This window comes from Kosakonia sp. HypNH10 (genome assembly GCF_029850615.1).
Classification (GTDB): Bacteria; Pseudomonadota; Gammaproteobacteria; order Enterobacterales; family Enterobacteriaceae; genus Kosakonia; species Kosakonia cowanii.
In genome coordinates this window covers 1-26,356 of the sequence record NZ_JAOTIU010000006.1, presented here as the reverse complement: position 1 = coordinate 26,356, position 26,356 = coordinate 1, and the positions used below count along the sequence as shown (strand labels likewise).

Sequence of the window (26,356 nt, the reverse complement as noted above, 5' to 3'; positions counted from 1 at the left end):
TAAAAGAGACCGCTATTATGGTTGCGGATGGAAAATATGAATTTTGAGAAAAGTGGAATTATTGTTGAAAACCCTTATCAAGATGCAAGTAACAACGTGTGTCTGGAACTTATTCAATTACTGCTTGTTGTCGAAAAAATTAAAGCATCGAAAGTAGGAATGAATGCGTTAGAGAGCCTTGTGAGTTTGCATAACTTTCTTAGAGACCAAGAAAGCATTCGAGGGTATTTCTCTTGGAGTTGGCATGTGTCGAGAATGCCGGAGGCTGAGGCTGACGAAATTTTCTCGACGGTTTGTCGAGTTTTAGATACAAAGCAGCAGCCTAGTCTCAAAGACTTTTTTATAGCAGCTAATTCGTATTTAAATCAATTTAGAGGCATGTCAAACCAACCACTAGATAAGCAAGCTATGGAGCGTCAAGAAGAATTTTGGTTAACCATCGCGCCAGAATTGATTAATGAACATGGTTATGACTTTAGAAGCCTACAAAATGATGCTCTGGGTTATTCTCATTTGAGCATTGTCTACGCTTATAAAGAGACTGCAAAGATTTTGGGTGTGATTGAGAAACTCCAAAGTATCGATGATAGCAAAATTGTAGAAGAAGCGATTGAAAAATATGCAAGTGAGATTCAACTCGATCGCTCAAGTATTTTTAAAAAATCAGAACGTTCTCTTCATTTTAGGCACCAGATAAACCAAAAAATTTGCCTCGATTTTGGCGAACATTTTTTTCAACTGGTAAAGTTTGTCAAGAGACTTTTTGCCATCGATAGCATCCCGTACGAAAACTATGATCTTAAAGTAACAATTGAAAATGAAGAATATCAGCACACTCTTTGTAAACCTAAGGTTTGTGATGTGGTGACCATAAAACTACCACGAGAGGCTTTCAACCACGCTAAAGACTCTGGAACTGTCATGTTACTGAACAGAGTTATTTTGACGCGTATTTGGGATACCGTGGATGAGCAATCTACTTTTCGGAGTTATGTCGATGAAAGATATCATCTTGAAAATTTGTCTGAATACTCTTATTGGGCTAGTAACCAAAATGAAACGCTACTAAGCATCGAATTGAGCAAAGGGAGAAAGCTATCAATTTCGTCGATGATGCGAGGATTGAAATTCTCCTATTGGTTCTATTCAGAAAAAGCAAAACAGCAAAAAAGATTGAATATAGGCGAAGCGGTTAAGTTATACGTCAAGGAAGAAGCGCTTCGAGACAGTGCAACAACAGTAAAGTTTTCATTTGAAGCCATCAAGCGAGTAGCTAAAACAGAGCTCGCCCCTTTGATTTGTAAACAGTTGTTCTGGCGTCTTAACAATGATCTCCCGAGTGTTAGGTATAGTTTTTGTCCTTTAAACGATTCTTTTTATCAAAAAGTTAAGCACACGGTATGCGATATAAGAAATATCTTAGACCCCCGAATAAATATAGAAAATTACAGTTCTCTTCTTGAGAAGATCCTTCAGATAGAGATATTTTTAAGGAATGATGATGGGGCTAACTATAGAGACTCTGATCTTGAGTTTTCATGGCAATCAAAATATCCTCAAGACGATGAGATACATAGACGTCGCTTAAAAGAATCAATCAAGCATAAAGACGTGCTCTTTATCTTGAATCATTAAATAAATAATTGTAACGGTAGAGTATGAAATCAAGTTAAAGAGCCTATCTACTTATTTGGTGGCTATTCAGACATCCACCAACAGTTCATTATTTTTGTATGTCAAAGTTACATAAACATCTTTGTTCGAATTTCGAGGTATAACCCATTTGGGGGCAAAAGTGATTTAGAGACGAACGTCCGAAAATGGCACTCATCAGCTCTAAGGTCCCCTCCGGCTCCCCAGTATACCGGGTCGTCAGCTCAACTGCGCTAACCGGTAACTGGGCTTCCTTTTCTGAGCAACGCATTTTTTCACTCTCGCTCCACTGGAGTTCTTCATTGCACAGCGTCAGCAGATAACGCGATGGAGCCCAGCCCTCCGCCAGGGTTCGTTTCTCCAGTTCATGCCATTCAGCACTGGCGCGGGTTAGACGCAGGCTACGCTCAAGGTGACCCTCTGGTCGTTTACCGCGACCGGGGACACCGGAAAGCAAGTGCAACACAAATCACCTCAATGGATAAATTACGCAAGCCCGCCGGCGGGTCAGAGTGTAGCGAGATAACGCACAATATTTAAGACATAATTAAGGGTTTTCCGAACCGTCAGACAACGGACCAATACCACGCGTCCTTCCGTTCAGTACAGCGCTCACTCCCTGACACCACCTGGGAACGAAATGACGTCCCCTTTCTCCCTCCCGGTGCTGCGTTCAAGCTCCCTGACATACTGCTGCAAAAGTATAAAGTTATGTAATAGCTCCACATTTTCAGCCATCAACTTTTTGATTTCTTCCCTTAGTTCATTTCTCTGGCGGCGATACTTTTCTTTCAGTTTGATCTGTTGCGCAATGCCCTGCTCATCAACTGGCGTGGTACCTTGGAGCACCTTTTTCAGACTGCGGATACTCTCCCTGACCAGTCTGTACTCTGGACAGTTATAATTCAGGGTGCCGTTCGCCAGCCCCGCCCGTTTTTCCACAGCATACTGGCTGATACGCTCCCCTGATAACATAAGTTCCCTCAGAGCCTGCTCTGCTCTTGCTTGTGTTTTTTTAACCCCCGACAGTTCATTCGTCATGCTCTATTCATCCTTTTCAAAAAAGCGGACAGCATCTGCATAAAAATCTCTTTCAAGCATTAAAAAATCCCTGTCAGCCTGAGGGGCATTATTTCGCACGGCAATCTCCAGAAGACTGTTATAATGAGCCATCCTGCGTTTCCACACGGGAACAGAATCCACTCCGGCCAGCATGTTCTCGCATCCCGGATTGCAGGACGCTGACTGAACCACCGCCTTAAACTCGCAGTCATGGCCATTCATGCAATAAAAACCGTTTCCAAGCGATACCAGTTTTTGTCCACCTCTTTTAGCCATACTCATCGCTTTTTTCAGCGTAGGAAACGTCATCTGATGTAAGTGCCCACCTCTCTGGGACATCAGTAACTTCCCGCCTTCGCCATAAAGCAGGCCTTCATGCTGATAAGAAACAGCCCTGGAAGCTGATAGTTCGGTCTCGACCCTCTCAATCTCGGCAGCGAATGCCTGCGGTATCGCCCGGCTAAAATGCGACGCGTTGAGTGCGCCGGACATATACCACTCCGTCATACCTCTGATTAAGTGTTTAAACTGCCGGATAAGGTCATTGGTAGAGATCAGATCAAGACGCCTGAGGTGTACAGCAAGTGAACGGCGAAACTGATGTGTTCGCAATGGCCAGAGAGCCCCCTCCCATATCTCCATCGCAACTCGTTCATCATCACGTATGTTTGGATTAAAAAGCCTGAACTCATCAATATCGTCACGTCGGATGAACAGATGGTGTTTTTTCACAAATTTCTTTGCCCACTCAGTCTGGCGCTGCGTCCCCATAAAAGAGAGTTTTTGCTCTGAGAACCACGACCTGATATTTAAAGACAATGGAACATTGTCCAGCGTCTTCCCGTCCAGGCCTGTCATGATTTGATTAATTCTGCGTAAATGCTGAAAAGGTTTTTCCACATAGCGACAAACAACCCAGTCTTCGTGACTTCCCCCCTCCGGCGCGAACTTTTGCAATACCGAACGAAGCCCCAGAATATCACCATCATAAATCAGTGAACCGTGCATCACGCCAAGCACTTCACTGTGTCTCATCCCCGACATAGCCTGTATCACGTTCATGACTTTTAGCGTCAGCTCAAAATGCCAAGCGTTCAGCTTTATGTGATCAACGCAGATAAAATCAGACGCCCAGCGCTTATTTTTGTGTACCGAGAACCAGCCCTGCATCCCGGGGCCAAGTGTAGCGAAAAGCGCCCGAATGTCCCCGGAAGCGATATTGTAGTAATACGCAGCCCGGTAATCAGGTATGCTTTTTGCTGTCCCTCTTTTACGGGCTTCCAGCATCGACGTATAGTAAGGCGAATCATGAAAACCGTTTATGATAGCGCACAGCCGAGAAAATCCGTCAAAATCGAAATCACTGATTTCAGCATCCAATTCAGCAATCAGTCCTTCCCAGACAGACATCATAAGACTGAAGGGCATACAATATGTCTGGTTTGAATCATCCACACAGTTGTAACTGTCGAAGCTCACATCAGGGAAGTAACCGTATTTTCGAAGGCGGGTATGGCCTGTCAGAGATATATCCGCCAAGTCCATAAAGTAATTACGTAATGTTCTTTCTGAACGCTTCCTACCATGCTCATCCTGCTCCTTCATTTTTACAATGAAAGCATTCCGGACAAGCGGAAAACGAAGCTGAAACAGACTGCGATACCCCATAGACTCAATAATACGGGCTCCCGCCACAATGTTTGCACATTTCCGTAGCAGAGACTGCGTCTTCGCGGTTCTCCCGACAATCCAGAGCAGGCTGGCTGAGATGATTTTGGCTTCAAGACGCAGTTCAGGATCCCGTATGCCTGAAAAATTAACAGTTCTTAACGTTTCACCAATACGGGTTCTGACATAGCGGTTGGTCCAGACATCATCCCTGAAATAAATATTCAGCGTCTCCTCATTGATAAAACGCATATCATGTTCATCTGAACTGGCGATAACCAGACAGTTATTCAGACGTTCAAAGCTATTGTTTTCCAGTGCCTCACAGATGATATCCTCAGTCGGAAATTCATCACCAGAGCGAAGCGGCGTTCCGGCAGGAAACTCCGCCATTCGACAACGGCTTACCTCTTTTTTCTTCAAATCTGCCATACTGGAGCCACACCTTCGCGCTGAAGCTTAACGCGTGCTTTTTTCAGGATCGCCTCATCTAACAGCCCAAGCCGTAAATCAATCTTAAGGAGTAACGTTTCATAACGTTCCACAGCATTGGCCGAACCGATGTACAACGGTTTTCCATACTCGATTGCATGCCTGAATGACAGCAGGAGCCATACAGACTCCAGCGTTTCCACAACACAACTTTTTGAACATTCGACACAATTAGAAAAATCCGCACATGCCTTTGGTGTCCGACCAAATCGTTTTTGCTTTTTTATAAAGCGCAATTCAATATCTGTAGGCGGCTCCTGCGATCGACATCCGAGGCCATTAAATAAAAGATCCACACCCTCATCGCTTTCACGCAGATCAATCCCCAGCTCATCGGCAACTTTTACCCGCTCGGATAACGCACGTGTAGCAATGCCCTGATTCATAAGCGTATCAAGTGCAGCACTGAAGTTTTTCTTCGCCACCTGTGGGTTACCTGCAGCATAATTCCGCCTATAAGTGCCCCAGTTATGCTGCGCTTTTTCCGCCGTAACCAGACCATTCTTTAATATTCTGTCCGTATACTGCTCAGATGTTTTGCGTAAGCCGGAAACGGTAATTGATGGAAGAGAGGGATTAAGCTGCCGCATCGTGGCCCATGCCCCCTCAGAGTTACAAAATTTAGTCAGATGACTGGGATTAAGAGAATAAAGCTTACGGTATTTCACCTGCGGCTCACTCAGAAACAGCGCCTGTACAGGAAGGAAGTTATCTGCGGAAACCAGATAGTTAACGATGTCGTCCCTGAGCCTAATAAAAGACAGAAACCAGTAATAGCCAGCACGTTTGGTCACATACTCAGATTTACCTATCGTCAGACGTATATACTTATTCGCTCTCCCCTTATAAACATAATCAGTACTGATACCCTTCTCATCCAGATGTATCTCATCCCGTGTCAGACCCAGAACCTGAGTGGTATTTCCCCATGTGTGGTAACAGAACAGAAAAAAAGAAGAAAGAAAGTAATTTTCCAGAACGCCCCTGATAATGATCTCTGCCCTGCTGACCCCGTTCTCTCCCGGATACCGGAAATGCGCTTCATAAACAGGCGCCAGCAAAGACGGTGAGAAATGTCTCAACCCTTTTTCCGATTTGGTAATATGCTCCCGGATAGATTCCGCAAGGAACTCATTCATGGATGACAACAGCCTCAGGATCTCGGACAGCTCATTCCTAGTATAGCTATCCCTTCCCTGCCGCAGATACGTTCCTTTTGGTAAGAATTCATACTCATACCGTCTTTGAATCTGCCCATCCGTAATCAAAAACCGGTTGACCACGGACAAATAGTGTCTTGCCATCCTGACTGAAATTTTTCGCCGACGAACATCATTCATAAGATGTTTAATATATATGTCCACGCCTTCAGCCGTGCCATAGTCATACTGATTGACTGACTGCCATATAAAAAACATATTGAGATAACGGAAAATGGTTAACCTTCCGGCGGGACGGTAAGACAGAAGAAATCGTTTCAGGGAGGCAATAAAATCGCGTTTTTCAGGGCGGGCAAGATGCGAATGTTCACTAAACCATCCGGGGAGCAACACATAATCTGAAAGATGAGCCTTAAGATAAACGTCAAGTAAATAATATCGGTTCAGATCGCGCTGAGTGATGTGTCCGCTACTTGTTTCCCATGACAGCACATTTTCGGCCATCCACGTTATCTGCGTTTCACTCCGGCTCATATATGGCTCCATCGCTCCCTGCAGCGCCATCTATCATCGCGTCCATGACTCCGGCGACTGCATCCGAAATCTGGTTTTGCTGAAGAAAGACGATGTATTTCATCGTCGTATTTTCGCTTTTATGACCCATCCAGTATTTTACTGTACCCAGCGCATTTGCGGCCTGATCAGGATAGCAACTCAGTGCCGAGCGTAAAAAATGGGTCGCAAACGTTGCCCGCAAATCATGGGGTTTATGTCTGAACACATTTCCCGGTGCAGACCGGGCCAGGCGATGGCGAAAGCTGTACCAGCGGGAGTAAAAGGCTTTTTCAGACACCCGTTTCCCATTTGCCATTAAAAATAAAGGCTCGTGCCGCCCTTCCCCACCATGTTGTGCCCGCCATTTTTGGATCTTCTTTTCATACTCCTCACCCGCCAGATAATCCAGAACATGCTCGTACAATCTTCTGGTGATGAAGAGTTCTCGCGTCATCCCAAACTTCGTATGAACACCGCATCCCGGACCAATATGAAGCCCCCTGATGGTTAACTCAGATACAGGAACACTGGCAAGGTACTCTTCAGTAAAGACTGACGACGGCAGCGTCAGCATTTCATCCAGCCGTAACCCACAATTTTTCATCAACACAATCATTAAACGGAATAACCCGGATTCAGATTTCAGAGCCTCATCCAAGATATAAACCTCTGCATCATTCAGTGGGTTGATTGTCCTTTTTGTTGTGCTGGTTATCCTGATAGCAAGATCCGAACTTATCACCTTGCGTCGCCCATCAACGACTTTTTCGACCAGCGTAAAAAATGAGCTGGCAGTCAACTCACCACACCCGTTCAGGAATACGTAAAACCGTCGGATGACGTTGATGTACACGGCCGCGGTGGATGAGGCGATACGCCCCTGCCTTACGGCCCCCAGAAGATATTCCCTGAAGCCATATGTAGGGCTTTGGTATTTCAGAATCCCCGGCGTGAAAGGGTCAAGTCCGTTATCTTCCAGCCACCTTATCCAGCGTAAAAATGCTCGGGCTAAAGGCTTTAAATCCCTTGCCTGCAGGATAGCCTTATCCATAAGATAAAAGTGTACATATCGGCTCAGTTTTCGATTCTGGATGCCACTAATATAAGGTATTTCTGCATGCAGAAATCCGGGTTCAAATTTCAGTTTCTGCTCTGTTGCATCCAGTTTGCTGACACGTCCGTAACGCGCATGAATGTTAGTGATTATCCTCACCGTATGTCGCCCTGAAACGCCCCCTCATGCCCACACTATAAATCCGGAAGAAGAAAAAACAAACAAGCAGTTTGCCGGGAATGAATATGCAAGTCAGGAGGGAAGTATAAGATGTAACGGCACCGTCACGCTGCAATACATTGCCCCAAAACGTTACCCGGACTATACGTGATAAACATCACAATTCCTGTGAATGAAGAACTTAAGATGTGATTTCCATTTCCCGGCACAAAACTGTGCTCTGAAAAAACAGGCACCGGATACGTCTTAACGTCAAAAGTAAGACTTAATTGATTGAATACAGCCAGAGCCCACCGCAAACAGAATACACTGGATGATTTCGTACACATAGGGTCAAACACGCAAAAAGAACCTGTAACACATTTCGTTTATTTATTACCTTCAGTTGAAAAGGACAGAAGAAAAAGCGCATATAACCATATATTGGATTGGCCCCTATATTTCCATAAGCTTTTTATCACTTAACCCCTACTGGTTCGCCGCCGCAGATATTCCCCTGGCGAACGATATCCCAGTGCACTATGCGGATGCCATTCGTGTAATGTTCGAAGGCCTCCGCAAGGTTCTTTACCGCTGTTAACCCGTCGGGCTTCGGCATGATGCTGATGTAATCGCGCTTCATCATTTTCACGAAGCTCTCCGCCATCCCGTTTCTTTACGGGCTACGTACCACCGTATGTTTAGGCTCCAGTCCTACCATTCTGGCGAACTGACGCGTCTGATGAGAACGATGGGCTGAATCGTTGTCTGTTAGCTACTTAATGGGGGATGACGGCAGACTGTTACCGAAGCAACGCTCCACTGCACCCAGCACCACATCCTGCACGGTTCAATGTCATGTCCACCGGTACTAACCGCCCAGTGCAGTGCCTCTCGATTGCAACAGTCCAGCGCGAACGTGACCCGCGGTTTTTCACCATTATCACAGCTGAACCCGAAGCCGTTAGAGCACCACCGCTGATTACTTTCTCTAGCGGCTACTTTCCATGTATGCACCCGCTTCGAGGACGGTATTGCTTTTTTACGCTCATGCAACAGCATATCCTGATGCATGATTCGGTATAAGCGTTTGGCATTGATCACCGCCATGTCGTTGGTTTCTGATTGTCTGCGCAGCCAATGCCCATACGCGACGATAACCATAGGTGGGCAACGGTATGGATACGGGTCAGCGCTTCAGTATCATCAGATGTGCGCTTGCACCGACGAGCCATGGCATGTAGTTGCGCACGTGACACCTGAGGCAACGACTGACAAGTCTTATTCGCCATCCACCGGCAACAAAGGCACTTATGCTATCAACTTTTTTGTCGGCCATATTCAACGGCTTCTTTCGGAAGCTCGTTTTCCATGCTTGTTTGCCCAACAGGCGCTGCAGCTCTTTAATTTGCTTCATCGCAGATGCCAGCTCCGACGCGGGCACAACCTGTTCTCCTGCGGCACAGCTGTCAGGCTGCCTTCCTGATACTGCTTACGCCACAGGAACAGCTGACTGGCGCAACGCCATGCTGACGGGCGACCAGCGACACGGTCATTCCTGGCTCAAAGCTCTGCTAAACAATGGCGATTTTTCCTGCACGCTGCGCCATCTGCGCTTCTCTTGGCCTAAAACATCAATCATCCGGACTCCAACGACTAGTATAAAAACTAGTATTAAGACTATCACTAACTTAAGTGATACCAATTGCTGGAGATTCAGGGGACCAGTCTATATATATCCCTGCAGGCATTTTCTTTTGTGCTATATATTTTTACAGAGAACCGCAAAGCGTCCAAACACAAGAATATATTTTTTCATCTGGAAAATGAGCTAACTCCCTTTCAAGTGGTTTTAGTGACCTGTGCCGTGATTATGTAATGTCTTTTCTATATGAGGAAAATATGTCATCACTTATATTTTACACAGATGAAGCACAAGCACTGATTGTAACAGATACCCTTGCAGTTACCGATAATGGAGAGCCGTTATCTTTTGTTTCCAAAGCTGGTTACATCCCCCAACTAAGAACCATCATAGCAGGTACGGGTGCAGGTGGATTTTCTAACACCTGGTTGCTTGAAGCATCGACCAGAATGGTCGCCTCAGGTATACAAAGTCTCAATTATCATACACCGGACTGTCTGAGGAGGCTGTGGAAAAAATACAAGCATGACCATGCAATTCCCTCTTCTTCAACGGTGACAACCAGTGTTTATCAGTTCGCAATTTGCGAGGAAACAGGGAATATCGTTTCGTTCGCCTATCGCTCAGTCCATGGCTTCGAATCAGAGCAATTACAATACGGAACAGGAGTAAAACCTGAGTGCCAAATCTTGGATGGGGATTTGTTGCAGATAATTCCTGTAATGATGAATGAGCAAAGGGTTATACAGGCAGCATATCCTCCCTCTGAACGGATCCATATTGGCGGTGAGATGATTGCGCATTATCTGACATCATCAATGTATCAATGCTTTAAGATTGGGGAGTTTGAGGATTTCAGAACTCAGGGAGAGTATATCTCGAGCAGGATTTAGGCAAAACGCTGTTCAGATACAGTGCTTTTAACATACTTGCTGAACATTAAAAGGATATCCCTCAACTACGATCAATAACTTGAATTCTAAAAATAGAAAAGTAGAGTTCAATTCTAAATACATAAAAACAAGAGTAAAGGAGCAGCCGCCGAAACAGCCGCGCATGATATTAATCGAGAAGCGGATCATGTCGTAGGCCGGAATACGGCTCTCGCCATAGGCCGGATGCGGCACGCGCTGGTAAGGCAGCGCAAAGACGCTGTCCATCTCTTCGGTGGAGAGCGGAATGGCTGGCGGGTTGATCCAGATATAGCGATCGCCATGCTTTTGCAGCAGCGCGCGGGCGCAGCCGGGATTGGTTTCGTGGTGCAGAATGCGCGAGGCATGGGCATAGAGCACTTTGTCCGCTTTCACCTTCTCGTAAGAGGGGAGCAGCACATAGGTTTTTTCCCACGGCTTCGGGCGCGGCGGCTGCACGGTCACGCGTTTCGCGGCCTGCGGCTCAACGGGTTTATTATCAGCGCAGGGCAGATCCTCGCCGTACGGATGGGGGATCGGATCGATCTTCCCCGGCGTGTCGAGGCGGGTGGAATCCACCCCGCTCCAGCCTGGCAGCGCCTCTTTTACCATAATCGCCGTATTGCGCACATCGCGGATCTCACCGATCGGCTCACCGGCGGCAAGGCGGTGCGCCACTTCCACCAGCGGGCGCTCGCCGTTGCCGAACATCAGCATATCCGCCTTCGAATCGACCAGCACCGAGCGGCGCACGGTATCAGACCAGTAATCATAATGGGCGGTGCGGCGCAGGCTGGCCTCAATCCCGCCGAGGATCACCGGCACCTCTCGCCACGCCTCTTTGCAACGCTGGGTATAAACCAGCGTTGCGCGATCCGGGCGTTTGCCGGCCACGTTATCCGGGGTATAGGCATCGTCATGGCGCAGCTTACGATCGGCGGTGTAGCGGTTGATCATCGAATCCATATTGCCGGCGGTGACGCCGAAAAAGAGGTTCGGTTTGCCGAGGCGCATAAAGTCCGTTTTGCTGCTCCAGTCCGGCTGGGCGATGATGCCGACACGAAAGCCCTGCGCTTCCAGCATTCTTCCGCAGATCGCCATGCCGAAGCTCGGGTGATCGACATAGGCGTCGCCGGTCACGAGGATGATGTCGCAGCTGTCCCAGCCGAGTTCATCCATCTCTTCGCGCGACATCGGCAGAAAAGGCGCGGGGCCGAAGCAGGCCGCCCAGTACTGCGGCCAGGAGAAAAGATCGCGATCCGGCTGGATCAGGGAGAGTGCGCTCATCGTGCTTCCAGAAAAGGTAAAAAGGGAGTCAAAGGGCGGCGATTATACGCCCTCTTTGTAGGGGAATAGAAGGAGGTTTTTTCAGCACCCGGCAGGCAGAGCGCCGCCGGGTTGGAGGAAATTACGGCGCGGGGTTGACCAGCAGCTGGCCGACTGAGCCGCGATCGGCCATCTCCAGCGTCTGGCTCTGGAACTGGAACGGGAAGTGCGGCCACGAAGGTTGGCCAAACCACACCAGCAGCTCCACCTGGCCGTCGATCCAGACGGTGTCTTTCCAGCCGCGATCTTCCGGGAACGGCAGCGCGCCGTTGACGCTGCGCAGCATAAACATTGCGCCTTCAATATGGAACGACTGCGGCATCTCTGCGCGCACCGTCCAGCGCTCCCAGGTGCCCTGCTGGGCGGTCACATCGATGCGCTGTGGATCCCACAGCTGACCATTGATGCCCGGATCGCTACCGAGGGTCATGTCCCGGCTGCGCGAAGGCGAACCGGCCATCAGATCCGCAGGCAGCAGGCGCATCGGCAGGGTATCCGTCACCAGCGGCAGCAGACCGGTAGGACGCAACGTCAGCACCAGCGTAGAGATAAGGATGCTCGACGGCTCAAACAGGCCGCGCAGCCGATCCATGATCCCCGCCGCTTCGCCGCAGGTAATCGAAACTTCATCACCGTTGGTCATATCGACCAGCACTTCGCGCCGCTCACCGGGCGCCAGCGAGAGCTGTTTGACCGACACCGGCGCGGGCAGGAAGCCCTGATCGCCCGCGATTACATGCAGCGCACGGCCATCGCTCATCTGCAACAGATAGCGTCGGGAGTTGGAGGCATTAAGCAGACGCAGGCGCACCCAGCCGCGGGAGACTTCGACAAACGGGCTTTGAGCGCCGTTGACCATCAGGGTATCGCCGACAAAACCGCCGCTGCCCGGCTCGCTGTACTCCGGCGTACCGAAGTTATCCAGCCGCTTATCCTGAATGATGACCGGAAAGTCATCCACGCCGTAGTGGTTGGGGATCGGCAGCGCTTTGCTGATCTCATCTTCCACCAGCCACATCCCCGCCAGCCCGCTATAGACCTGCTCAGCGGTGCGGTTCGGCGTATTGGCGTGGTACCACAATGTCGCAGCGCTCTGGCGAATCGGCAGCACTGGCGCCCAGTCATTGCTGGCGCTCATCATGCGCGCTGCGCCGCCCATCAGCGGGCCTGGCACTTGCAGGCCGCTCACGGTCATCGCCACGTTTTCCGTCAGCCGGTTGCTGTAAATCAGCTTTACGTCATCGCCATTCCACACGCGGATGGTTGGCCCGAGATAGCGACCATTGATGCCGGAAACCGGCGCGCGGGTGCCTTTAACAAAAGACCAGTGCGCGCGCTGGAGCGTCATAAAAAGCGGCTGTCCGCGCCGCGATTCCAGCAGCGGCGGAACGGGCAGCGGCGGTTGCTGCCCGGCAGCATTCGCCCTCAGCGGCACTGCGCTGGTACATAGCGCAAGGCCGGAAGCCTGAAGAAACTGACGCCGACTGAGTGACATATTTGCTCCGAGTAATACTGACTTAATACGCCAGAGGGTGTGCGCCTCCGGGTTTGCTCACAACTGACGTTTATACCCGACCGGCGGCTTCGCGTTCTGCCACTTCTTTATCGAGCTCTTCGATTTTTGCCGCCATCAGTTCGCGGCAGTGGGTCGCTAACTGGCGAACCTGATCTTTACCGAACTGCGTAACATCCACCGGCGGCAGCATTTCGACAATCACCAGCCCATTCTTCAGGCGGTTAAGATTCACTTTATTCGAGGTAGTGGAGACGCAGACCGGAATAATCGGCACCCCGGCGGCAATCGCGGCGTGGAACGCACCGGTTTTAAACGGCAGCAGGCCGCGACCGCGGCTGCGGGTTCCCTCCGGGAACATCCAGACCGAGATGTTGCGTTTCTGGATCTGCTTCACCACCTGCGCGATGGTGCCGTGCGCTTTGGCGCGGTTGTCGCGGTCAATCAGAAGGTTGCCGGTCAGCCAGTAGAGTTGACCAAAAAACGGGATCCACAGCAGGCTCTTTTTACCCACGGTAACCGTCGGCGGCAGCACGATGCTGGAGGCGGTGACCATATCGTAGTTGTTCTGGTGGTTAGCAATATAGATAGCGTTGCCGAACTTATCCGCGCCCGGCGGCAAGCGTCTTTCCACTTTCAGCCCGCACACTGGTGCGAGGCGACCAAAAAGATGGCCGAAGGTGGCGACATGTTTTGGGTTTCTTGGACTGAACAGGCAGTAAATCGAGCCGAATAACGAGACCAGAATGGAGTAGATAACGATGATGATGACACGAAAAATAAATAACATAGCGACCTCTGAAGCCCATACCCTGAGCATTATATACACGCCAGCGTAAATCCGCTGATGCTGGCTGCGCCTCGCTGACCGCGATGCGGTTCGGGCTTGTGTTATGCGGCCTTTAAAAAGAACGTATTGTTAATCGCAATCTGCGAATAAACAACGTCTTTACGGGAAATTTCTAAGAAATATCTCCCCGCGCACGGCGGGGAGAGGATGATGAAGATTACTCTTCGCTATCGCCCGCACCCGGACGGGTCGGCGAGTCGATCTCTACACGGTCAATTTTCTGCAAACCGCGCATCAGCGTACCGCGACGTCCGCGCTCGCCGTGCACTTTTTGCAGCTCTTCCGGACGCAGTTTGATCTTGCGTTTGCCGACGTGGAGCGTCAGCGTGCTTTGCGGCGGCAGCAGGTAGAGATGCGCCAGCGCGTCGCTCCCTTTCGCCGCATCGGCGGACGGAATGCCGATGATCTTGTTGCCTTTGCCTTTGGAAAGCTGCGGCAGATCGCTGACCGGGAACATCAGCATGCGCCCGGCGGCGGTGATCGCCAGCAGCATATCGTCGTCGTGCTCAATGGCAATCGGTGCCATCACGCGCGCGTTCTCCGGCAGGTTGATCAGCGCTTTACCGGCACGGTTACGGGCAATTAAGTCATTGAAGGTACAGACGAAACCATAACCGGCATCGGAGGCCATCAGCAGCTTCTGATCTTCATTGCTCATCATCATATGCTCAACCGTCGCGCCCGGCGGCAGCGTCAGCTTGCCGGTGATCGGCTCGCCCTGCCCGCGCGCCGACGGCAGCGAAATCGGATCGACGGCATAGCTGCGCCCGGTGGTATCGATAAATACCACCGGCTGGTTACTCTTGCCCTTCGCCGACGCCTTCCAGCTGTCGCCCGCTTTGTAGCTCAGACCCTGCGCGTCAATATCATGCCCTTTGGCGCTGCGCACCCAGCCCATCTGCGACAGCACGATTGTCACCGGCTCTGACGGCAGCATATCGTGCTCGCTCATCGCTTTGGCCTCTTCGCGCTCGTGCAGCGGTGAGCGGCGATCGTCGCCGAAAGCGGTGGCATCCGCCTGCAGCTCTTTTTTCAGCAGGGTGTTCATTTTGCGCTCGGAAGCGAGGATGGCTTGCAGCTGATCGCGCTCTTTTTCCAGCTCGCTCTGCTCGCCGCGGATCTTCATCTCTTCCAGCTTGGCAAGGTGGCGCAGTTTTAACTCAAGAATGGCTTCAGCCTGGGTTTCACTGATGCCGAAACGCGACATCAGCACCGGCTTCGGCTCATCTTCGCCGCGGATAATCTCAATCACTTCGTCGATATTGAGGAACGCCACCAGCAAACCTTCAAGGATATGCAGGCGCTTGAGCACTTTCTCCAGGCGGTGATTAAGGCGGCGGCGCACCGTATCGCGACGGAAGGTCAGCCATTCGGTGAGGATCTCCAGCAGGTTTTTCACCGCCGGGCGACCATCAAGACCAATCATATTGAGGTTGATGCGGTAGCTCTTCTCCAGATCGGTGGTGGCGAAGAGGTGGTTCATCACCTGATCCATATCGACGCGGTTGGAGCGCGGCACCACCACCAGGCGGGTCGGGTTTTCGTGGTCCGACTCATCGCGCAGGTCATCGACCATCGGCAATTTTTTATTGCGCATCTGGCTGGCGATCTGCTCCAGCACACGCGCACCGGAGACCTGGTGCGGCAGCGCGGTGATCACCACGGCGCCATCCTCTTTTTTCCACACCGCGCGCATACGCACGGAGCCGCGACCGTTCTGGTAGATTTTGCGGATTTCAGCCCGTGAAGTGATGATCTCTGCTTCGGTCGGGTAGTCCGGCCCCTGGACAATATCCAGCAGCTCATCGAGGGTGGTTTTTGGCTGGTCAATCAGCGCCATCGCCGCGTTGGCGACTTCGCGCAGGTTGTGCGGCGGAATGTCCGTCGCCATACCGACGGCAATCCCGGTGGTGCCGTTCAGCAAAATGTTCGGCAGGCGGGCAGGCAGCATTTTCGGCTCCTGCAACGTACCATCGAAGTTCGGCACCCACTCAACGGTGCCCTGCCCCAGCTCGCTCAGCAGCAGCTCGGCATATTTCGACAGACGGGATTCGGTATAACGCATGGCGGCAAAGGACTTCGGATCGTCCGGTGCCCCCCAGTTCCCCTGGCCGTCGACCAGCGGGTAGCGATAGGAGAAGGGCTGCGCCATCAGCACCATCGCTTCATAGCAGGCGCTGTCGCCGTGCGGGTGGTATTTACCCAGAACGTCGCCCACGGTACGGGCGGATTTCTTGAACTTCGCGCTGGCGCTCAGCCCCAGTTCAGACATTGCGTAGACGATGCGACGCTGAACGGGTTTCAGGCCATCACCGATAAACGGCAACGCACGATCCATGATGACGTACATGGAGTAGTTCAGGTATGCGTTTTCCGTAAATTCATGCAGCGCAAGGCGCTCTGCCATATCGCTCATTAATCGTGATTCCTCAACGTATGCGCCCACCTTTTCGGCGGCAATATTGCCGCAGATACTACCCTATCTGCGGCGAGGAGTCATAGCGATGCGCGATTTTTTCACGAGCGGTTAGCGCTTACGGACCGACTTTGCGGATCTCTTTTACGTCGATCTCAACGGAGTTCCAGTCTTTGTCCACTTCACCCTGGATTTCGACCTTATCCTGCGGTCCGACGCTCAGCCCTTTCCAGCGTTTCTGGTCAATATCGACATTGATGGTGCCAGTAGCATCTTTGAAGGAGTAGGTATCATCCGAGATGCGCTCAACGATGTTCCCGCTCAGCGTCACCCAGGCATCATCGCGCAGAGATTTTGCGCTCTCAACGGTCGCTTTACTGCCGTTTGGCCCGGTAAAGCCGCCGCCCTGCTGGGTGGTGGTTTGTTGTTGTGCCGCCCCCGGGCCGGTAAAACCGCCCTGATTAGCAGCAAATGCCGGCGCGGCGCAGAGTGCGAGAACAGCGGTGATAGCAGCAAACTTTTTCATCTTATCTCTCCCTTTTTGTTGGTAAGGCTCCATTAAGCCAGCCACTTCTTAACAACTTCTTAAGGCGTAAAAAGATTATTTTTCGCTGTACAACGCCCGCTGCAAGCGGGTTAACTGCCTCGAGGCCTGAGTACACGGAGAGAGTATGCGAGTTCTGCTGATAGAAGATGATGCGCTGATTGGTGATGGTCTGAAGGCTGGCCTTGGCAAAAAAGGCTTCACCGTCGACTGGTTTACCGACGGTAAGCTCGGCAAAGCGGCGCTGTTTGCCGCTCCTTATGACGCGGTGATCCTCGACTTAACGCTGCCGGGACTTGATGGGTTAACCATCCTGCGCGACTGGCGTGAGCAGAAGCGCAGCGAGCCGGTGCTGATCCTTACCGCCCGTGACGCCATTGAGCAGCGGGTCGAAGGGCTGCGGCTCGGCGCTGATGACTATCTCTGCAAACCCTTTGCGCTGGTGGAAGTGGCCGCCCGGCTGGAGGCGCTGATTCGCCGCACCCACGGCCAGGCGCAAAGCCTGCTGCGCCACGGCCAGGTCACCCTCGACCCGGTAAGCCTGGTCGCCACCTTTCATAACGAGACGCTGGTGCTGAAACCGAAAGAGTTCGCCCTGCTGGAGCTCCTGCTGCGCAACGTCGGGCGCGTGCTGCCGCGCAAAGCGATTGAAGAGAAGCTCTACAGCTGGGATGGGGATGTCTCCAGCAACGCGGTGGAGGTGCATGTGCACCATCTGCGCCGCAAGCTCGGCAGCGACTTTATCCGCACCGTTCACGGCATCGGCTACACCTTAGGAGAGGCATGAAATTTACGTTTCCCCATAGCCTGCGGCTGCGTCTGACGCTGCTCTTTTTGCTGCTTTCGCTGGCGGCATGGCTCTGCGCCAGCGTCGTTGCCTGGCAGCAGACGCGCGACAAACTCGACAAGCTGTTTGATACCCAGCAGATGCTGTTTGCCAAACGCCTGAGCGTGATGAAGCTCGATCAGCTGCAAAGCGCCGCGCCGCAGGTGACTAAAAAGAAGATTAAGCATGGCCATCTTGATGATGACGTGCTGGCTTTCGCCATCTACTCGACCGACGGCAAACTGCTGCTGCACGATGGCGATAACGGGCGCGATATCCCCTACTCCTGGCGTCGCGATGGCTTTGACGATGGGCAACTGCGCGATGATGACGATAAGTGGCGCTTTCTGTGGCTGACCGCGCCCGGCGGTGAGTACCGCATTGTGGTCGGCCAGGAGTGGGAGTATCGCCAGGAGATGGCGCTGGAGATCATCACCTCACAGCTGACGCCGTGGCTGGTGGCGCTGCCGTTAATGCTGCTGCTGTTAATCGCCCTGCTGACCCTTGAGCTGCGGCCATTAAACAAGGTTGCGCTGGCGCTGCGTTCGCGCGCGCCGGATCGCGCCGATGCGCTGGAGACCCGCGGCGTGCCCGGCGAAGTGCGCCCGCTGCTGGATGCCCTCAACCAACTCTTTGCCCGCACGCACACCATGATGCTGCGCGAGCGGCGCTTTACCTCTGACGCCGCCCACGAACTGCGCAGCCCGCTGGCGGCGCTGAAAGTGCAGACGGAAGTCGCACAGCTCTCCGATGACGATCCCACCGCGCGCGCCAGAGCGCTGAGCCAGTTACACCTCGGGATCGATCGCGCAACCCGGCTGGTCGATCAGTTGCTAACCCTTTCGCGCCTCGATTCGCTGGAGCATATGGAGGATGTCGAGACGCTGGAGCTGGATGCGCTGCTGCAATCGGCGGTGATGGAGACCTACCACAACGCGCAGCAGGCGGGAATTGATCTCCGCCTGCATCTGAATGCCCACGGCGTGCGCCGCCAGGGCCAGCCGCTACTGCTTAGCCTGCTGGTGCGTAACCTGCTGGATAACGCCATCCGCTACAGCCCGCCGGGCAGCGTGGTGGATATCACCCTTGAAGCCGATAGCCTGAGCGTGCGGGATAATGGCCCGGGCGTCAGCGACGAGGCGCTGGGGCGGATTGGCGAGCGCTTCTATCGCCCGCCGGGACAGATTGAGACCGGCAGCGGGCTGGGGTTATCGATTGTGCAACGCATCGCCGCCCTGCATCAGATGCAGGTCACCTTTGCTAATCATCCGGAGGGCGGTTTTATCGTTACTCTGCGCTGGTAGCGGGATTATTGCTTATTGCGCAAAAGTCTTTGCCATTATTGCCAATTTAATCGCCCCGTTGATGCGGATAGAATCGCCGACAAACGTATTTATCCGGGAACAAAAAATGAGCAATATTCTGATTATCAACGGTGCGAAGAAATTCGCCCACTCCAATGGCGAACTGAACGATACCCTGACCGACGTTGCGGCAAGCTTCCTGCGTGATGCCGGGCACGAAGTGAAAACCGTGCGCACCGACGGCGATTACGACGTTAAGGCGGAAGTAGAGAACTTCCTGTGGGCCGACACGGTGATCTGGCAGATGCCGGGCTGGTGGATGGGCGCGCCGTGGACGGTGAAGAAGTATATGGATGATGTCTTTACCGAAGGCCACGGTTCACTCTATGCCAGCGATGGCCGTACCCGCTCTGACGCAGCGAAAAAGTATGGCTCCGGCGGGTTAATCCAGGGCAAAACCTACATGCTGTCGCTCACCTGGAATGCACCAATCGACGCCTTTACCGATAAAGAGCAGTTCTTCCACGGCGTTGGCGTTGACGGCGTTTACCTGCCGTTCCATAAAGCGAACCAGTTCCTCGGTATGGACGCATTGCCGACATTTATCGCCAATGACGTGATCAAAATGCCGGATGTCCCGCGTTATATTGCAGAATATCGCAAGCATCTGGCGGAGATTTTTGCTTAACTGTAGCTGGACTTAAAAGGAGTAAACCATGTTGACAGTAGTAGCAGAGATCCGCACTCGCCCGGGGCAGCACCATCGCCAGGCCGTGCTTGATGAGTTCGCGAAAATTGTACCGGTTGTACTGCAAGAAGCAGGCTGCCACGGCTATGAGCCGCTGATCGACCACGCCGCTGGCGTCAGCTTCCAGACAACCGCGCCGGATTCCATCACGATGGTTGAGCGTTGGGAAAGCGTGGCGCATCTTGAAGCGCACCTGCAAACGCCCCACATGAAAGCGTGGAGCGAAGCAGTAAAAGGCGATGTCCTCGAGACCCATATCCGTATTCTCGAATCGGGTCTGTAACAGCCTTCCCCTCACCGCCAGGCGGGGGGAGAATACTCAGGCCGGCGCTTGCCGGCCCTTTGTTTACCAGTACAACTTCCAGCTCAGCGAGAAACGCGCCAGCGCTTCGACATAGAAGTAATCCCCCCAGCTTGCACACTCATCCACCCCTTTATTGCTCGACAGATGGTAGACCGAGTGCTTAAGCAGGCCGTTGGTCGCCTCCTGCTTGCCCGCCAGATAGTGCTTACTCAGCGATGACATAATGCGCATTGCCCACTGCTGGTAATGGGCGCGATCCGGGTCGGTCACCGGTAACTGCTTAACCAGCTCCAGCAAGCCGCAGACCGCAATCGCCGCCGACGAGGAGTCGCGCAGCGCGTCGGTACCCACCAGCGCCAAATCCCAGTGGCAGACCGCATCTTCCGGCAGGCGGTTGAGGAAGTAGTTCGCCAGCCGTTTTGACAGCGCCACCATCTCTTTATCGCCGGTGTAGATATAGCTCAGCAGGAAGCCGTAAATGCCCCACGCCTGGCCGCGCGACCAGCAGGAATCATCGGCGTAGCCCTGCTGGGTATTGCCATAACGCGGCGCGCCGGTCTGCACATCCATATAGTAGGTGTGAAAGGTGGAAGCATCTTCGCGGATAAGGTATTTCGCCGCCTGGCGCACGTGGGCTTCGGCGGCATCGGCAAAGCGCCGGTCGCCGGTTTGCTCCGTCGCCCAGTAGAGCAGCGGCAGGTTCATATTGCAGTCGATGATCATCCGCCCGGCCTGGGCAGAATCGGTAAGATCGCCCCACGCCTGGATGATCTGCGCTTTTTCATGAAAGCGCTCCAGCAGTGCCTCGGCCGCCAGTAGCCCAAAGCCGCGCGCATCGCGATTGCCGGTTAAGCGCCAGGCCGCCACGCAGGAGAGCGTATATAAAAAGCCAAGATCGTGCGTGTTGGTATCTTCACGCCCGGCGATGCGCAGGCCGAAGGAGCGCACGTGGCGCTCGGCCAGCGCGCGAAACGCCTCGTCGCCGCTCATCTCCCACGCCAGCCACAGCTGTCCGGTCCAGAAGCTGGTGGTCCACTCAACGTTGCCGGTCAGCGGGTAAAAGCCGTCGACGCAGGTCTCCGCCGGGAATTGCTCGCCGAACTCGGTTAAATGACGGCGAATCAGCTCAAGGGTGTGGCTACGTGCAGAGTCCAGCTCATCTTTAAAGGCCTGCGCATCGGGCGCATCCGGGCATGCACGTAACGTTTCCTCGTTGATTTTACTTAACATTGTTCGGTTCCTTCTCTGGTCGATAATCACATAGCCATTACCCTGCCGTTTTCGCATCCAGCGTGCGGGCTTGCCGCCATTTGCTCTGGCAGGCGGACAGGGTAAACAGGGAGATAAAGGTAAAGGTCAGCGCAATTGCGCCCATGATGATGTAGGTGTGTTCAAAGCCGATGCGGTCATACAAAATCCCGGCAGGCGACGAGACCACCACATTGCCGACATACAGCATCGCCTGATAGCCCAGCAGATACATGGTGGCATTAACGCGTTTATCGAAATGCTCGGCGATATATTTAAATACCGACACCAGCAGCAAACAGATTTCGAGACCGTAGAGCGGTTTGAGGATTGAAATAAGCAGATGCGATTCGCACAGCCCGGAGATAATTAACCGCGCGCCGACAATCAGGCCGACAATTAATAACCCGCGCTTGGCGCCAATAAAGTTCACAAACAGCGGGATGACCATATACATGACAAATTCCATGCCCGACTGCACCGTGCCCAGATAACCAAACACCGCATTGCCTTCATGCACGTCGTCAAAGAAGGTAACGAAGTAGCGCGAGAACTGCTGTTCGGCGATAAACATCATCCACGCGACACCGGCGACATAGAGGCAGAAGGCCCAGAATTTGCGGTTGCGCAGCAGCGCATAGACATCGGCAGGGGCGATCTTCTCTTTAGTCAGCACCTCGCCCGCGTGAGCGGAGTGGACATTCACTTTCAGGCTCAGCAGCACCGCCAGCATGATCAGCGACGCCACGGAACCCATGATGAAGTTATAGGCTGGCGAGAGGTTGAACAGCAGGCCAGAGAAAGAGGAAGCCACTGCCCAGCCCAGCGATCCCCACATGCGGATCTGCCCAAACTCCATGCCGTTTAAGCGGCTGTAACGGTCGGTATAGGATTCGCACGCCGCCACGCCCGCATACCACGCGAAGCTTAAATAGATAGCGCCAACAATAATGCCGACCAGGGTGCTGGACATTAATAGCGGCTGATAGACATAGATAAAGAACGGTGCCATTAAGGCTGACATCAGCACGACAAAATAGAGCAGGTATTTGCTCATGCCGATTTTATCCAGGATATAGCCATAAATCGGTTTCAGAATAACGGAGAAGATACCGTTAACGGCAAAGACCGTGCCGATCACCGTCCCGCTTAAATTGGCTTTTTGCCCCAGCCAGATCGCCAGTAAACCAATGCTTGCCGACCAGGTAAAAAAGTAGAGAAAGATAAAAGTGCTGATTTTGTAATACTCAGTTTTATTATTTATGGTGATTTTTTCCATACTATCCTCGACGAAAGCATGTAGGGTTCAGCGTTATTTCCCGGCCAGCGCCGGGCATCAAAGTGCAATCTCGATACGGTTTTTCTGCCCCGGTTGATGGATCACCAGCGCGTTATTGTTGATAAGTAATTCCGGTAAGAGCGGGTTGAAGGCCAGTTCGCAGGTTGCCGCCTGCACGGCACACGCCAGCCACTGCTGGCCTGCAGCAATCTCTGTGCGTAGCACGGGAATGGACGCGCAGGGCGAAAACATGATGCTGCTGTTGGGCGGCGTGATGACGCTGTCCGCCTCGCGGGGAACATCAGCAAGCAGGTTGAAAATGCCGCTCACACCATTGTCGGCGACCACCAGGCTGCCGCCCTGCTCAGCGCGATGGGGCGCTTTCAGCACCGCAAAGCCCCCTTCCACACTGGTCAGCGCGCGGGCGGTATCGATGCGGTGAACGCGAAGATGCCACTCACCGCAGGGGATCAGCCAGGTGGCGATCTGCACGTCATGCCACGGCGACCAGCGGGAGAAGATCGCCTGCTCGCTTATCACCACTTCGTCGCACTCGCGGCGGCCGCGAAAGTAGTTATCCCCTTCGCTCAGCAGCAGCATTGAGTCGCAGGCGGCATGCTTGATGCCATAGCGCCCGCGCTCAATGGTGAAACCAAAGCGGCTGGAGTAGGCAAACTTGGTGTATTTCGCTTCGGTATTGACGTAGTTGTTCAGCTCCAGCTGTCCGGCGGTCAGCATCCAGACATGCTTTGACTCTTCGCTGTGCACGATAAGCTGACCGGCAGGGGCAACCACGCGCTGCGCGTCGAGCCGCGGTAACGGCTGCTCTTCGGCGCACCAGAAGGGGTGAGAGGCGGGCAGCGCGAGGATCAAGAAGACCTTCAGCGCCCAGTAGGGCGAGCCGGGCGAGTTGTAATCCTCACACATCGCCAGGTTCGGGTAGGCAAAACCGAGCGTCAGAATGCCGTCGCGATCGAAGATGGGCTGTTTAAGCCACCAGCGCAGATGGCGCAGGATCACGCCTTTTACCACGCCCGGCGTAAAGACCGGCAGGTCAGCAAAGGCGACGGCGCTCCAGAAGGCGACCATCGCAAAACGGTAGGTGAGGCTGCGGCCAAACGGCACTGACTCCCCTTCTGCCGCTGACATATAGATAAAGTCCTCAGCAAACAGGCTGGCGCGCTCGCGAATGGTTGCCGCGCGCGGTGCGTCCTCATCGCCATTCAGCGTGGCGTAGATCAGGCCGTAAAAATGAAACGCCATCGAGATGTAGTAATCTTTTGGCCGACCGGGGCCGTCGGAGTACCAGCCGTCGCCAAGATAGTAGGCATCCATCATCGCAAAGCGGCGTTTAATCGCCTGCGCATCCCACGGCAAACCGGCGCGTTTGAAGCCCAGCTGCACCATGATGGCGAAGAAGTTCCAGTTGCTGTCGGGCATTTCCGCTTCGGTGATCTGGTTAAGCCAGCGGTAGAGGTTGTCCGTTTCCTGCGCACTGAAGTTGAGCGTGAATTTATCACCCAGCAGTGCCAGCCCGAGACCGTAGGCCGCCATCTCCACCAGCCGCTGGTCGTATGCCACGGTGTCGCCCCAGTAGCCGCTATCCTGCGGATCGGTACCGCGCTTGATCGCTGCCAGATATTTCTCGCTGAAGGTTTGTGCATCGCCGCCCGCCATCAACGGGAACAGCCCCCACAGCGCGCGGGAGAGCCCCTCCATTTCAGCAATCTCATCGCTGTAGTGGGCGCTGGTAGCACCAAGGGAGAATTGCGCCGCACCGGCCGGAAACTGTTTATCCAGCGCGTCGAGCATAGTAGTCAGCGCGCTGACCACCTCGTCGCGGGATGACAATGGATTTGATTTTTTCTCGTGCGCCGCCTGCATAACCTTCCCTCCCCTGATGTGTGGCAGAAGAATAGTTAATGAACAGCGCGGGGAAATGTTACCTCTGTCACACCGCCGTAACTTCTCTGAACCCGTTATTGAGAAAATTTAAAACCGTGGTTTATAAATGGCTACAGGGAAGTAAAAATTGAGATTGATTGCACCATGACTTCAGGCTTGCAGGCAGAGCGGCTGGAACTGATTACCCTCAACGACGCGATCGTGTCATTTAGCCGCCTTTACGCCAACACCGTGCGTTACCACCACTGGCATCAGTGCCTGGAAGTGCTCTACGTCGAAGAGGGGTTTGGCGTGGTGATTGTTGATAATCGCCACTACACCATGCGGCCCGGCAGGCTCTTTTTCTTCCCGCCCTTTACGCTGCACCGGGTGATGGTGGATGAACAGGCGCAGGATTGTTATCGCCGCACCATTATCCATGTCGATCACCATGTGGTGCTCAAACACCTGCGCGATTTTCCGCACAATCATCAGCGTCTGCAACGCCTCTCCCTGCGCGGCGGCGCGGCGGTGGTGATGGACGCGGCCGATATCCATCCCCATATCGATCATCTGTTTAGCTGTTATGGGAAGCTGGCGGAGAACCGCAGCCTGAATGTCGAGCAGGTCGCCTGCCTGCTGCTGAATCTGCTAAGTATGTTACCGGAGGATATTGAGAAATTACCGGAAGAGCAGAGCGGGATCGCCACGCCGGTAATGTTCTGGCTACAGGAGAATTATCGGCAGAAGTTTAGCCTGCAACGGCTCGCCGCGGATCTTGGTAAGTCGCGTAGCTATGTCTCGCGCCGCTTTCATTTCGAGACCGGCGAGCCGATCCATCAATATTTAAACACCCTGCGTCTGCGCAAAGCGTGCGACTCGCTGCTTCATACGCCGCTCAGCATCCGCGAGATCGCCCTTGATGTCGGGTTTTCCGATGTCACCTACTTTATTAGCGCCTTTAAGCGCGGCATCGGCGAAACGCCGTTGCAGTACAGGAAGAATCATCGCAACGAACAAGCCCTTAAAAAGCACCTTTAAAAGCGCTTTTTAATGCACCATAATGGCCCCTCTTTGACAGGAGAACGACTATGCCATTCCAGATTCTGACGACCACCGCAGCCAGCATCACCGAACTGAAACGCGACCCGATGGGGACATTTAATGCCGGTGAAGGCGCGCCGGTTGCCATTCTTAATCGCAATGAACCCGCGTTCTACTGCGTCCCGCCCGCGCTCTATGCGCGTCTGATGGAGATGCTTGAAGACGAAGAGCTGGGGCGCATTGCGGACGAGCGTGCTGATGAACCCACTATCGAGGTCAAGCTGGATGACCTATAAGCTGGCGTTCAACGTATCGGCACTAAAGGAGTGGAAGAAGCTGGGAAGCACCGTTCGCGAGCAGTTCAAAAAGAAGCTTCAGGAGCGCCTCGAAAACCCGCGCGTCCCCGCAGCACAACTCCATGGGCGCAAAGATCAGTACAAAATTAAGCTACGCGGTGCGGGATACCGGCTGGTCTATAAGGTCGAGGATGAGATCATTACCGTGACGGTGATTGGTGTGGGCAAACGCGAGAACGATGATATCTACACTGCCACCCGCTTCAGATAAGCTGCACAGCGTGCCGGATGGCGGCTTACGCCTTATCCGGCCTACATAAAACCCGAAGAGTTATAGCTGATTGCCGGGCCAGGTTGCGCACAACATGCCGGATGGCGGCTTACGCCTTATCCGGCCTACATAAAACCCGAAGAG

At 53.1% G+C, this 26,356-nt stretch carries 20 protein-coding genes and 2 pseudogenes; 9 read left to right on the top strand and 13 right to left on the bottom strand.

Going from position 1 to position 26,356, the window contains the following annotated elements; genetic code table 11:
- Positions 1-36 precede the first annotated feature (36 nt).
- Positions 37-1,635, top strand: coding sequence for a hypothetical protein (locus N7V53_RS16790; protein WP_279794136.1), 1,599 nt, complete (start codon positions 37-39; stop codon positions 1,633-1,635).
- Positions 1,636-2,265: 630 nt separating this feature from the next.
- Here the strand turns inward: N7V53_RS16790 and N7V53_RS16785 are convergent.
- The 5 genes and pseudogenes from N7V53_RS16785 to N7V53_RS16765 all read right to left on the bottom strand — a co-directional run bounded on the left by N7V53_RS16785 (position 2,266) and on the right by N7V53_RS16765 (position 9,490).
- Entirely contained in the window at positions 2,266-2,694 is a 429-nt protein-coding gene (locus N7V53_RS16785) for a hypothetical protein (RefSeq protein WP_279794134.1), read from the bottom strand.
- 3 nt (positions 2,695-2,697) lie between these two features.
- Positions 2,698-4,815: a hypothetical protein gene (locus tag N7V53_RS16780; RefSeq protein ID WP_279794133.1), complete on the bottom strand. Its 2,118-nt coding sequence runs from the start codon at positions 4,813-4,815 to the stop codon at positions 2,698-2,700.
- Positions 4,803-6,569, bottom strand: coding sequence for a hypothetical protein (locus tag N7V53_RS16775; RefSeq protein WP_279794131.1), 1,767 nt, complete (start codon positions 6,567-6,569; stop codon positions 4,803-4,805). The genes N7V53_RS16780 and N7V53_RS16775 overlap by 13 nt, the downstream gene beginning before the upstream one ends.
- Positions 6,556-7,803, bottom strand: coding sequence for a site-specific integrase (locus tag N7V53_RS16770; RefSeq protein ID WP_279794130.1), 1,248 nt, complete (start codon positions 7,801-7,803; stop codon positions 6,556-6,558). Before N7V53_RS16770 ends, N7V53_RS16775 begins: the two co-directional genes overlap by 14 nt.
- 456 nt (positions 7,804-8,259) lie before the next feature.
- Positions 8,260-9,490, bottom strand: a pseudogene (locus N7V53_RS16765) (IS3 family transposase).
- A 215-nt stretch (positions 9,491-9,705) separates the two neighbouring features.
- Between N7V53_RS16765 and N7V53_RS16760 the strand changes: the two are divergent.
- Positions 9,706-10,341, top strand: a complete 636-nt coding sequence (locus tag N7V53_RS16760; RefSeq protein ID WP_279794127.1) for a hypothetical protein — start codon at positions 9,706-9,708, stop codon at positions 10,339-10,341.
- A gap of 135 nt (positions 10,342-10,476) precedes the next feature.
- Here the strand turns inward: N7V53_RS16760 and N7V53_RS16755 are convergent.
- The 5 genes and pseudogenes from N7V53_RS16755 to N7V53_RS16735 form a co-directional block, all read right to left on the bottom strand.
- Positions 10,477-11,646 (bottom strand): annotated as a pseudogene (locus N7V53_RS16755) (YgiQ family radical SAM protein); the annotation flags it as partial.
- Between the two features lie 121 nt (positions 11,647-11,767).
- A complete protein-coding gene (gene ftsP / locus N7V53_RS16750) occupies positions 11,768-13,180 on the bottom strand; it encodes a cell division protein FtsP (RefSeq protein WP_270221533.1) in 1,413 nt (470 codons plus the stop codon).
- Between the two features lie 70 nt (positions 13,181-13,250).
- The gene (locus N7V53_RS16745; protein ID WP_042718002.1) at positions 13,251-13,988 is read right to left on the bottom strand and encodes a 1-acylglycerol-3-phosphate O-acyltransferase; all 738 of its coding nucleotides are present in this window, start codon (positions 13,986-13,988) and stop codon (positions 13,251-13,253) included.
- Positions 13,989-14,205: 217 nt separating this feature from the next.
- Entirely contained in the window at positions 14,206-16,464 is a 2,259-nt protein-coding gene (gene parC, locus N7V53_RS16740; RefSeq protein WP_023480898.1) for a DNA topoisomerase IV subunit A, read from the bottom strand.
- Positions 16,465-16,582: 118 nt separating this feature from the next.
- The gene (locus N7V53_RS16735; RefSeq protein ID WP_023481031.1) at positions 16,583-16,990 is read right to left on the bottom strand and encodes a YgiW/YdeI family stress tolerance OB fold protein; all 408 of its coding nucleotides are present in this window, start codon (positions 16,988-16,990) and stop codon (positions 16,583-16,585) included.
- 145 nt (positions 16,991-17,135) lie between these two features.
- On the opposite strand from N7V53_RS16735, the gene qseB reads away from it, so the two are divergent.
- From qseB to N7V53_RS16715, 4 genes are all read left to right on the top strand, one after another.
- Positions 17,136-17,795 (top strand): quorum sensing response regulator transcription factor QseB, encoded by a 660-nt coding sequence (qseB, locus tag N7V53_RS16730; protein WP_279794124.1) that lies wholly within the window; start codon positions 17,136-17,138, stop codon positions 17,793-17,795.
- Positions 17,792-19,138, top strand: a complete 1,347-nt coding sequence (gene qseC / locus N7V53_RS16725) for a quorum sensing histidine kinase QseC (RefSeq protein WP_279794123.1) — start codon at positions 17,792-17,794, stop codon at positions 19,136-19,138. Before qseB ends, qseC begins: the two co-directional genes overlap by 4 nt.
- 106 nt (positions 19,139-19,244) lie before the next feature.
- Positions 19,245-19,826, top strand: coding sequence for an NAD(P)H-dependent oxidoreductase (locus N7V53_RS16720; protein ID WP_279794122.1), 582 nt, complete (start codon positions 19,245-19,247; stop codon positions 19,824-19,826).
- A gap of 28 nt (positions 19,827-19,854) precedes the next feature.
- Complete coding sequence (locus N7V53_RS16715) at positions 19,855-20,169, top strand: putative quinol monooxygenase (protein ID WP_023480887.1); 315 nt, start codon at positions 19,855-19,857, stop codon at positions 20,167-20,169.
- Between the two features lie 63 nt (positions 20,170-20,232).
- On the opposite strand, the gene N7V53_RS16710 is transcribed toward N7V53_RS16715, so the two are convergent.
- From N7V53_RS16710 to N7V53_RS16700, 3 genes are read right to left on the bottom strand one after another with little or no spacing between them, the layout of a single operon-like run.
- Positions 20,233-21,420, bottom strand: coding sequence for a glycoside hydrolase family 88 protein (locus tag N7V53_RS16710; protein ID WP_279794119.1), 1,188 nt, complete (start codon positions 21,418-21,420; stop codon positions 20,233-20,235).
- A gap of 37 nt (positions 21,421-21,457) precedes the next feature.
- A complete protein-coding gene (locus N7V53_RS16705; RefSeq protein ID WP_279794118.1) occupies positions 21,458-22,717 on the bottom strand; it encodes an oligosaccharide MFS transporter in 1,260 nt (419 codons plus the stop codon).
- 57 nt (positions 22,718-22,774) lie between these two features.
- A complete protein-coding gene (locus N7V53_RS16700; RefSeq protein WP_279794117.1) occupies positions 22,775-24,601 on the bottom strand; it encodes a DUF2264 domain-containing protein in 1,827 nt (608 codons plus the stop codon).
- Between the two features lie 165 nt (positions 24,602-24,766).
- Here N7V53_RS16700 and N7V53_RS16695 point away from each other — a divergent pair, with 165 nt between their 5' ends.
- The 3 genes from N7V53_RS16695 to N7V53_RS16685 are packed head-to-tail and all read left to right on the top strand — an operon-like array spanning position 24,767 to position 26,212.
- Entirely contained in the window at positions 24,767-25,642 is an 876-nt protein-coding gene (locus N7V53_RS16695) for an AraC family transcriptional regulator (protein WP_279794116.1), read from the top strand.
- Positions 25,643-25,692: 50 nt separating this feature from the next.
- Positions 25,693-25,941 (top strand): type II toxin-antitoxin system Phd/YefM family antitoxin, encoded by a 249-nt coding sequence (locus N7V53_RS16690; protein WP_042717989.1) that lies wholly within the window; start codon positions 25,693-25,695, stop codon positions 25,939-25,941.
- On the top strand, positions 25,931-26,212 hold the full coding sequence (locus tag N7V53_RS16685) for a type II toxin-antitoxin system RelE/ParE family toxin (RefSeq protein ID WP_279794114.1): 282 nt from the start codon (positions 25,931-25,933) through the stop codon (positions 26,210-26,212). The genes N7V53_RS16690 and N7V53_RS16685 overlap by 11 nt, the downstream gene beginning before the upstream one ends.
- Positions 26,213-26,356 lie beyond the last annotated feature (144 nt).

Bases quoted from the DNA above. Each gene is read 5' to 3' on its own strand.
- ftsP (WP_270221533.1), bottom strand. From the start codon at position 13,180: ATGTCACTCAGTCGGCGTCAGTTTCTTCAGGCTTCCGGCCTTGCGCTA.
- N7V53_RS16700 (WP_279794117.1), bottom strand. From the start codon at position 24,601: ATGCAGGCGGCGCACGAGAAAAAATCAAATCCATTGTCATCCCGCGAC.
- N7V53_RS16780 (WP_279794133.1), bottom strand. From the start codon at position 4,815: ATGGCAGATTTGAAGAAAAAAGAGGTAAGCCGTTGTCGAATGGCGGAG.
- N7V53_RS16715 (WP_023480887.1), top strand. From the start codon at position 19,855: ATGTTGACAGTAGTAGCAGAGATCCGCACTCGCCCGGGGCAGCACCAT.
- parC (WP_023480898.1), bottom strand. From the start codon at position 16,464: ATGAGCGATATGGCAGAGCGCCTTGCGCTGCATGAATTTACGGAAAAC.
- N7V53_RS16695 (WP_279794116.1), top strand. From the start codon at position 24,767: ATGACTTCAGGCTTGCAGGCAGAGCGGCTGGAACTGATTACCCTCAAC.
- N7V53_RS16685 (WP_279794114.1), top strand. From the start codon at position 25,931: ATGACCTATAAGCTGGCGTTCAACGTATCGGCACTAAAGGAGTGGAAG.
- qseC (WP_279794123.1), top strand. From the start codon at position 17,792: ATGAAATTTACGTTTCCCCATAGCCTGCGGCTGCGTCTGACGCTGCTC.
- N7V53_RS16690 (WP_042717989.1), top strand. From the start codon at position 25,693: ATGCCATTCCAGATTCTGACGACCACCGCAGCCAGCATCACCGAACTG.
- N7V53_RS16760 (WP_279794127.1), top strand. From the start codon at position 9,706: ATGTCATCACTTATATTTTACACAGATGAAGCACAAGCACTGATTGTA.
- N7V53_RS16775 (WP_279794131.1), bottom strand. From the start codon at position 6,569: ATGAGCCGGAGTGAAACGCAGATAACGTGGATGGCCGAAAATGTGCTG.
- N7V53_RS16710 (WP_279794119.1), bottom strand. From the start codon at position 21,420: ATGTTAAGTAAAATCAACGAGGAAACGTTACGTGCATGCCCGGATGCG.
- N7V53_RS16720 (WP_279794122.1), top strand. From the start codon at position 19,245: ATGAGCAATATTCTGATTATCAACGGTGCGAAGAAATTCGCCCACTCC.
- N7V53_RS16705 (WP_279794118.1), bottom strand. From the start codon at position 22,717: ATGGAAAAAATCACCATAAATAATAAAACTGAGTATTACAAAATCAGC.
- N7V53_RS16745 (WP_042718002.1), bottom strand. From the start codon at position 13,988: ATGTTATTTATTTTTCGTGTCATCATCATCGTTATCTACTCCATTCTG.
- N7V53_RS16735 (WP_023481031.1), bottom strand. From the start codon at position 16,990: ATGAAAAAGTTTGCTGCTATCACCGCTGTTCTCGCACTCTGCGCCGCG.
- qseB (WP_279794124.1), top strand. From the start codon at position 17,136: ATGCGAGTTCTGCTGATAGAAGATGATGCGCTGATTGGTGATGGTCTG.
- N7V53_RS16790 (WP_279794136.1), top strand. From the start codon at position 37: ATGAATTTTGAGAAAAGTGGAATTATTGTTGAAAACCCTTATCAAGAT.
- N7V53_RS16785 (WP_279794134.1), bottom strand. From the start codon at position 2,694: ATGACGAATGAACTGTCGGGGGTTAAAAAAACACAAGCAAGAGCAGAG.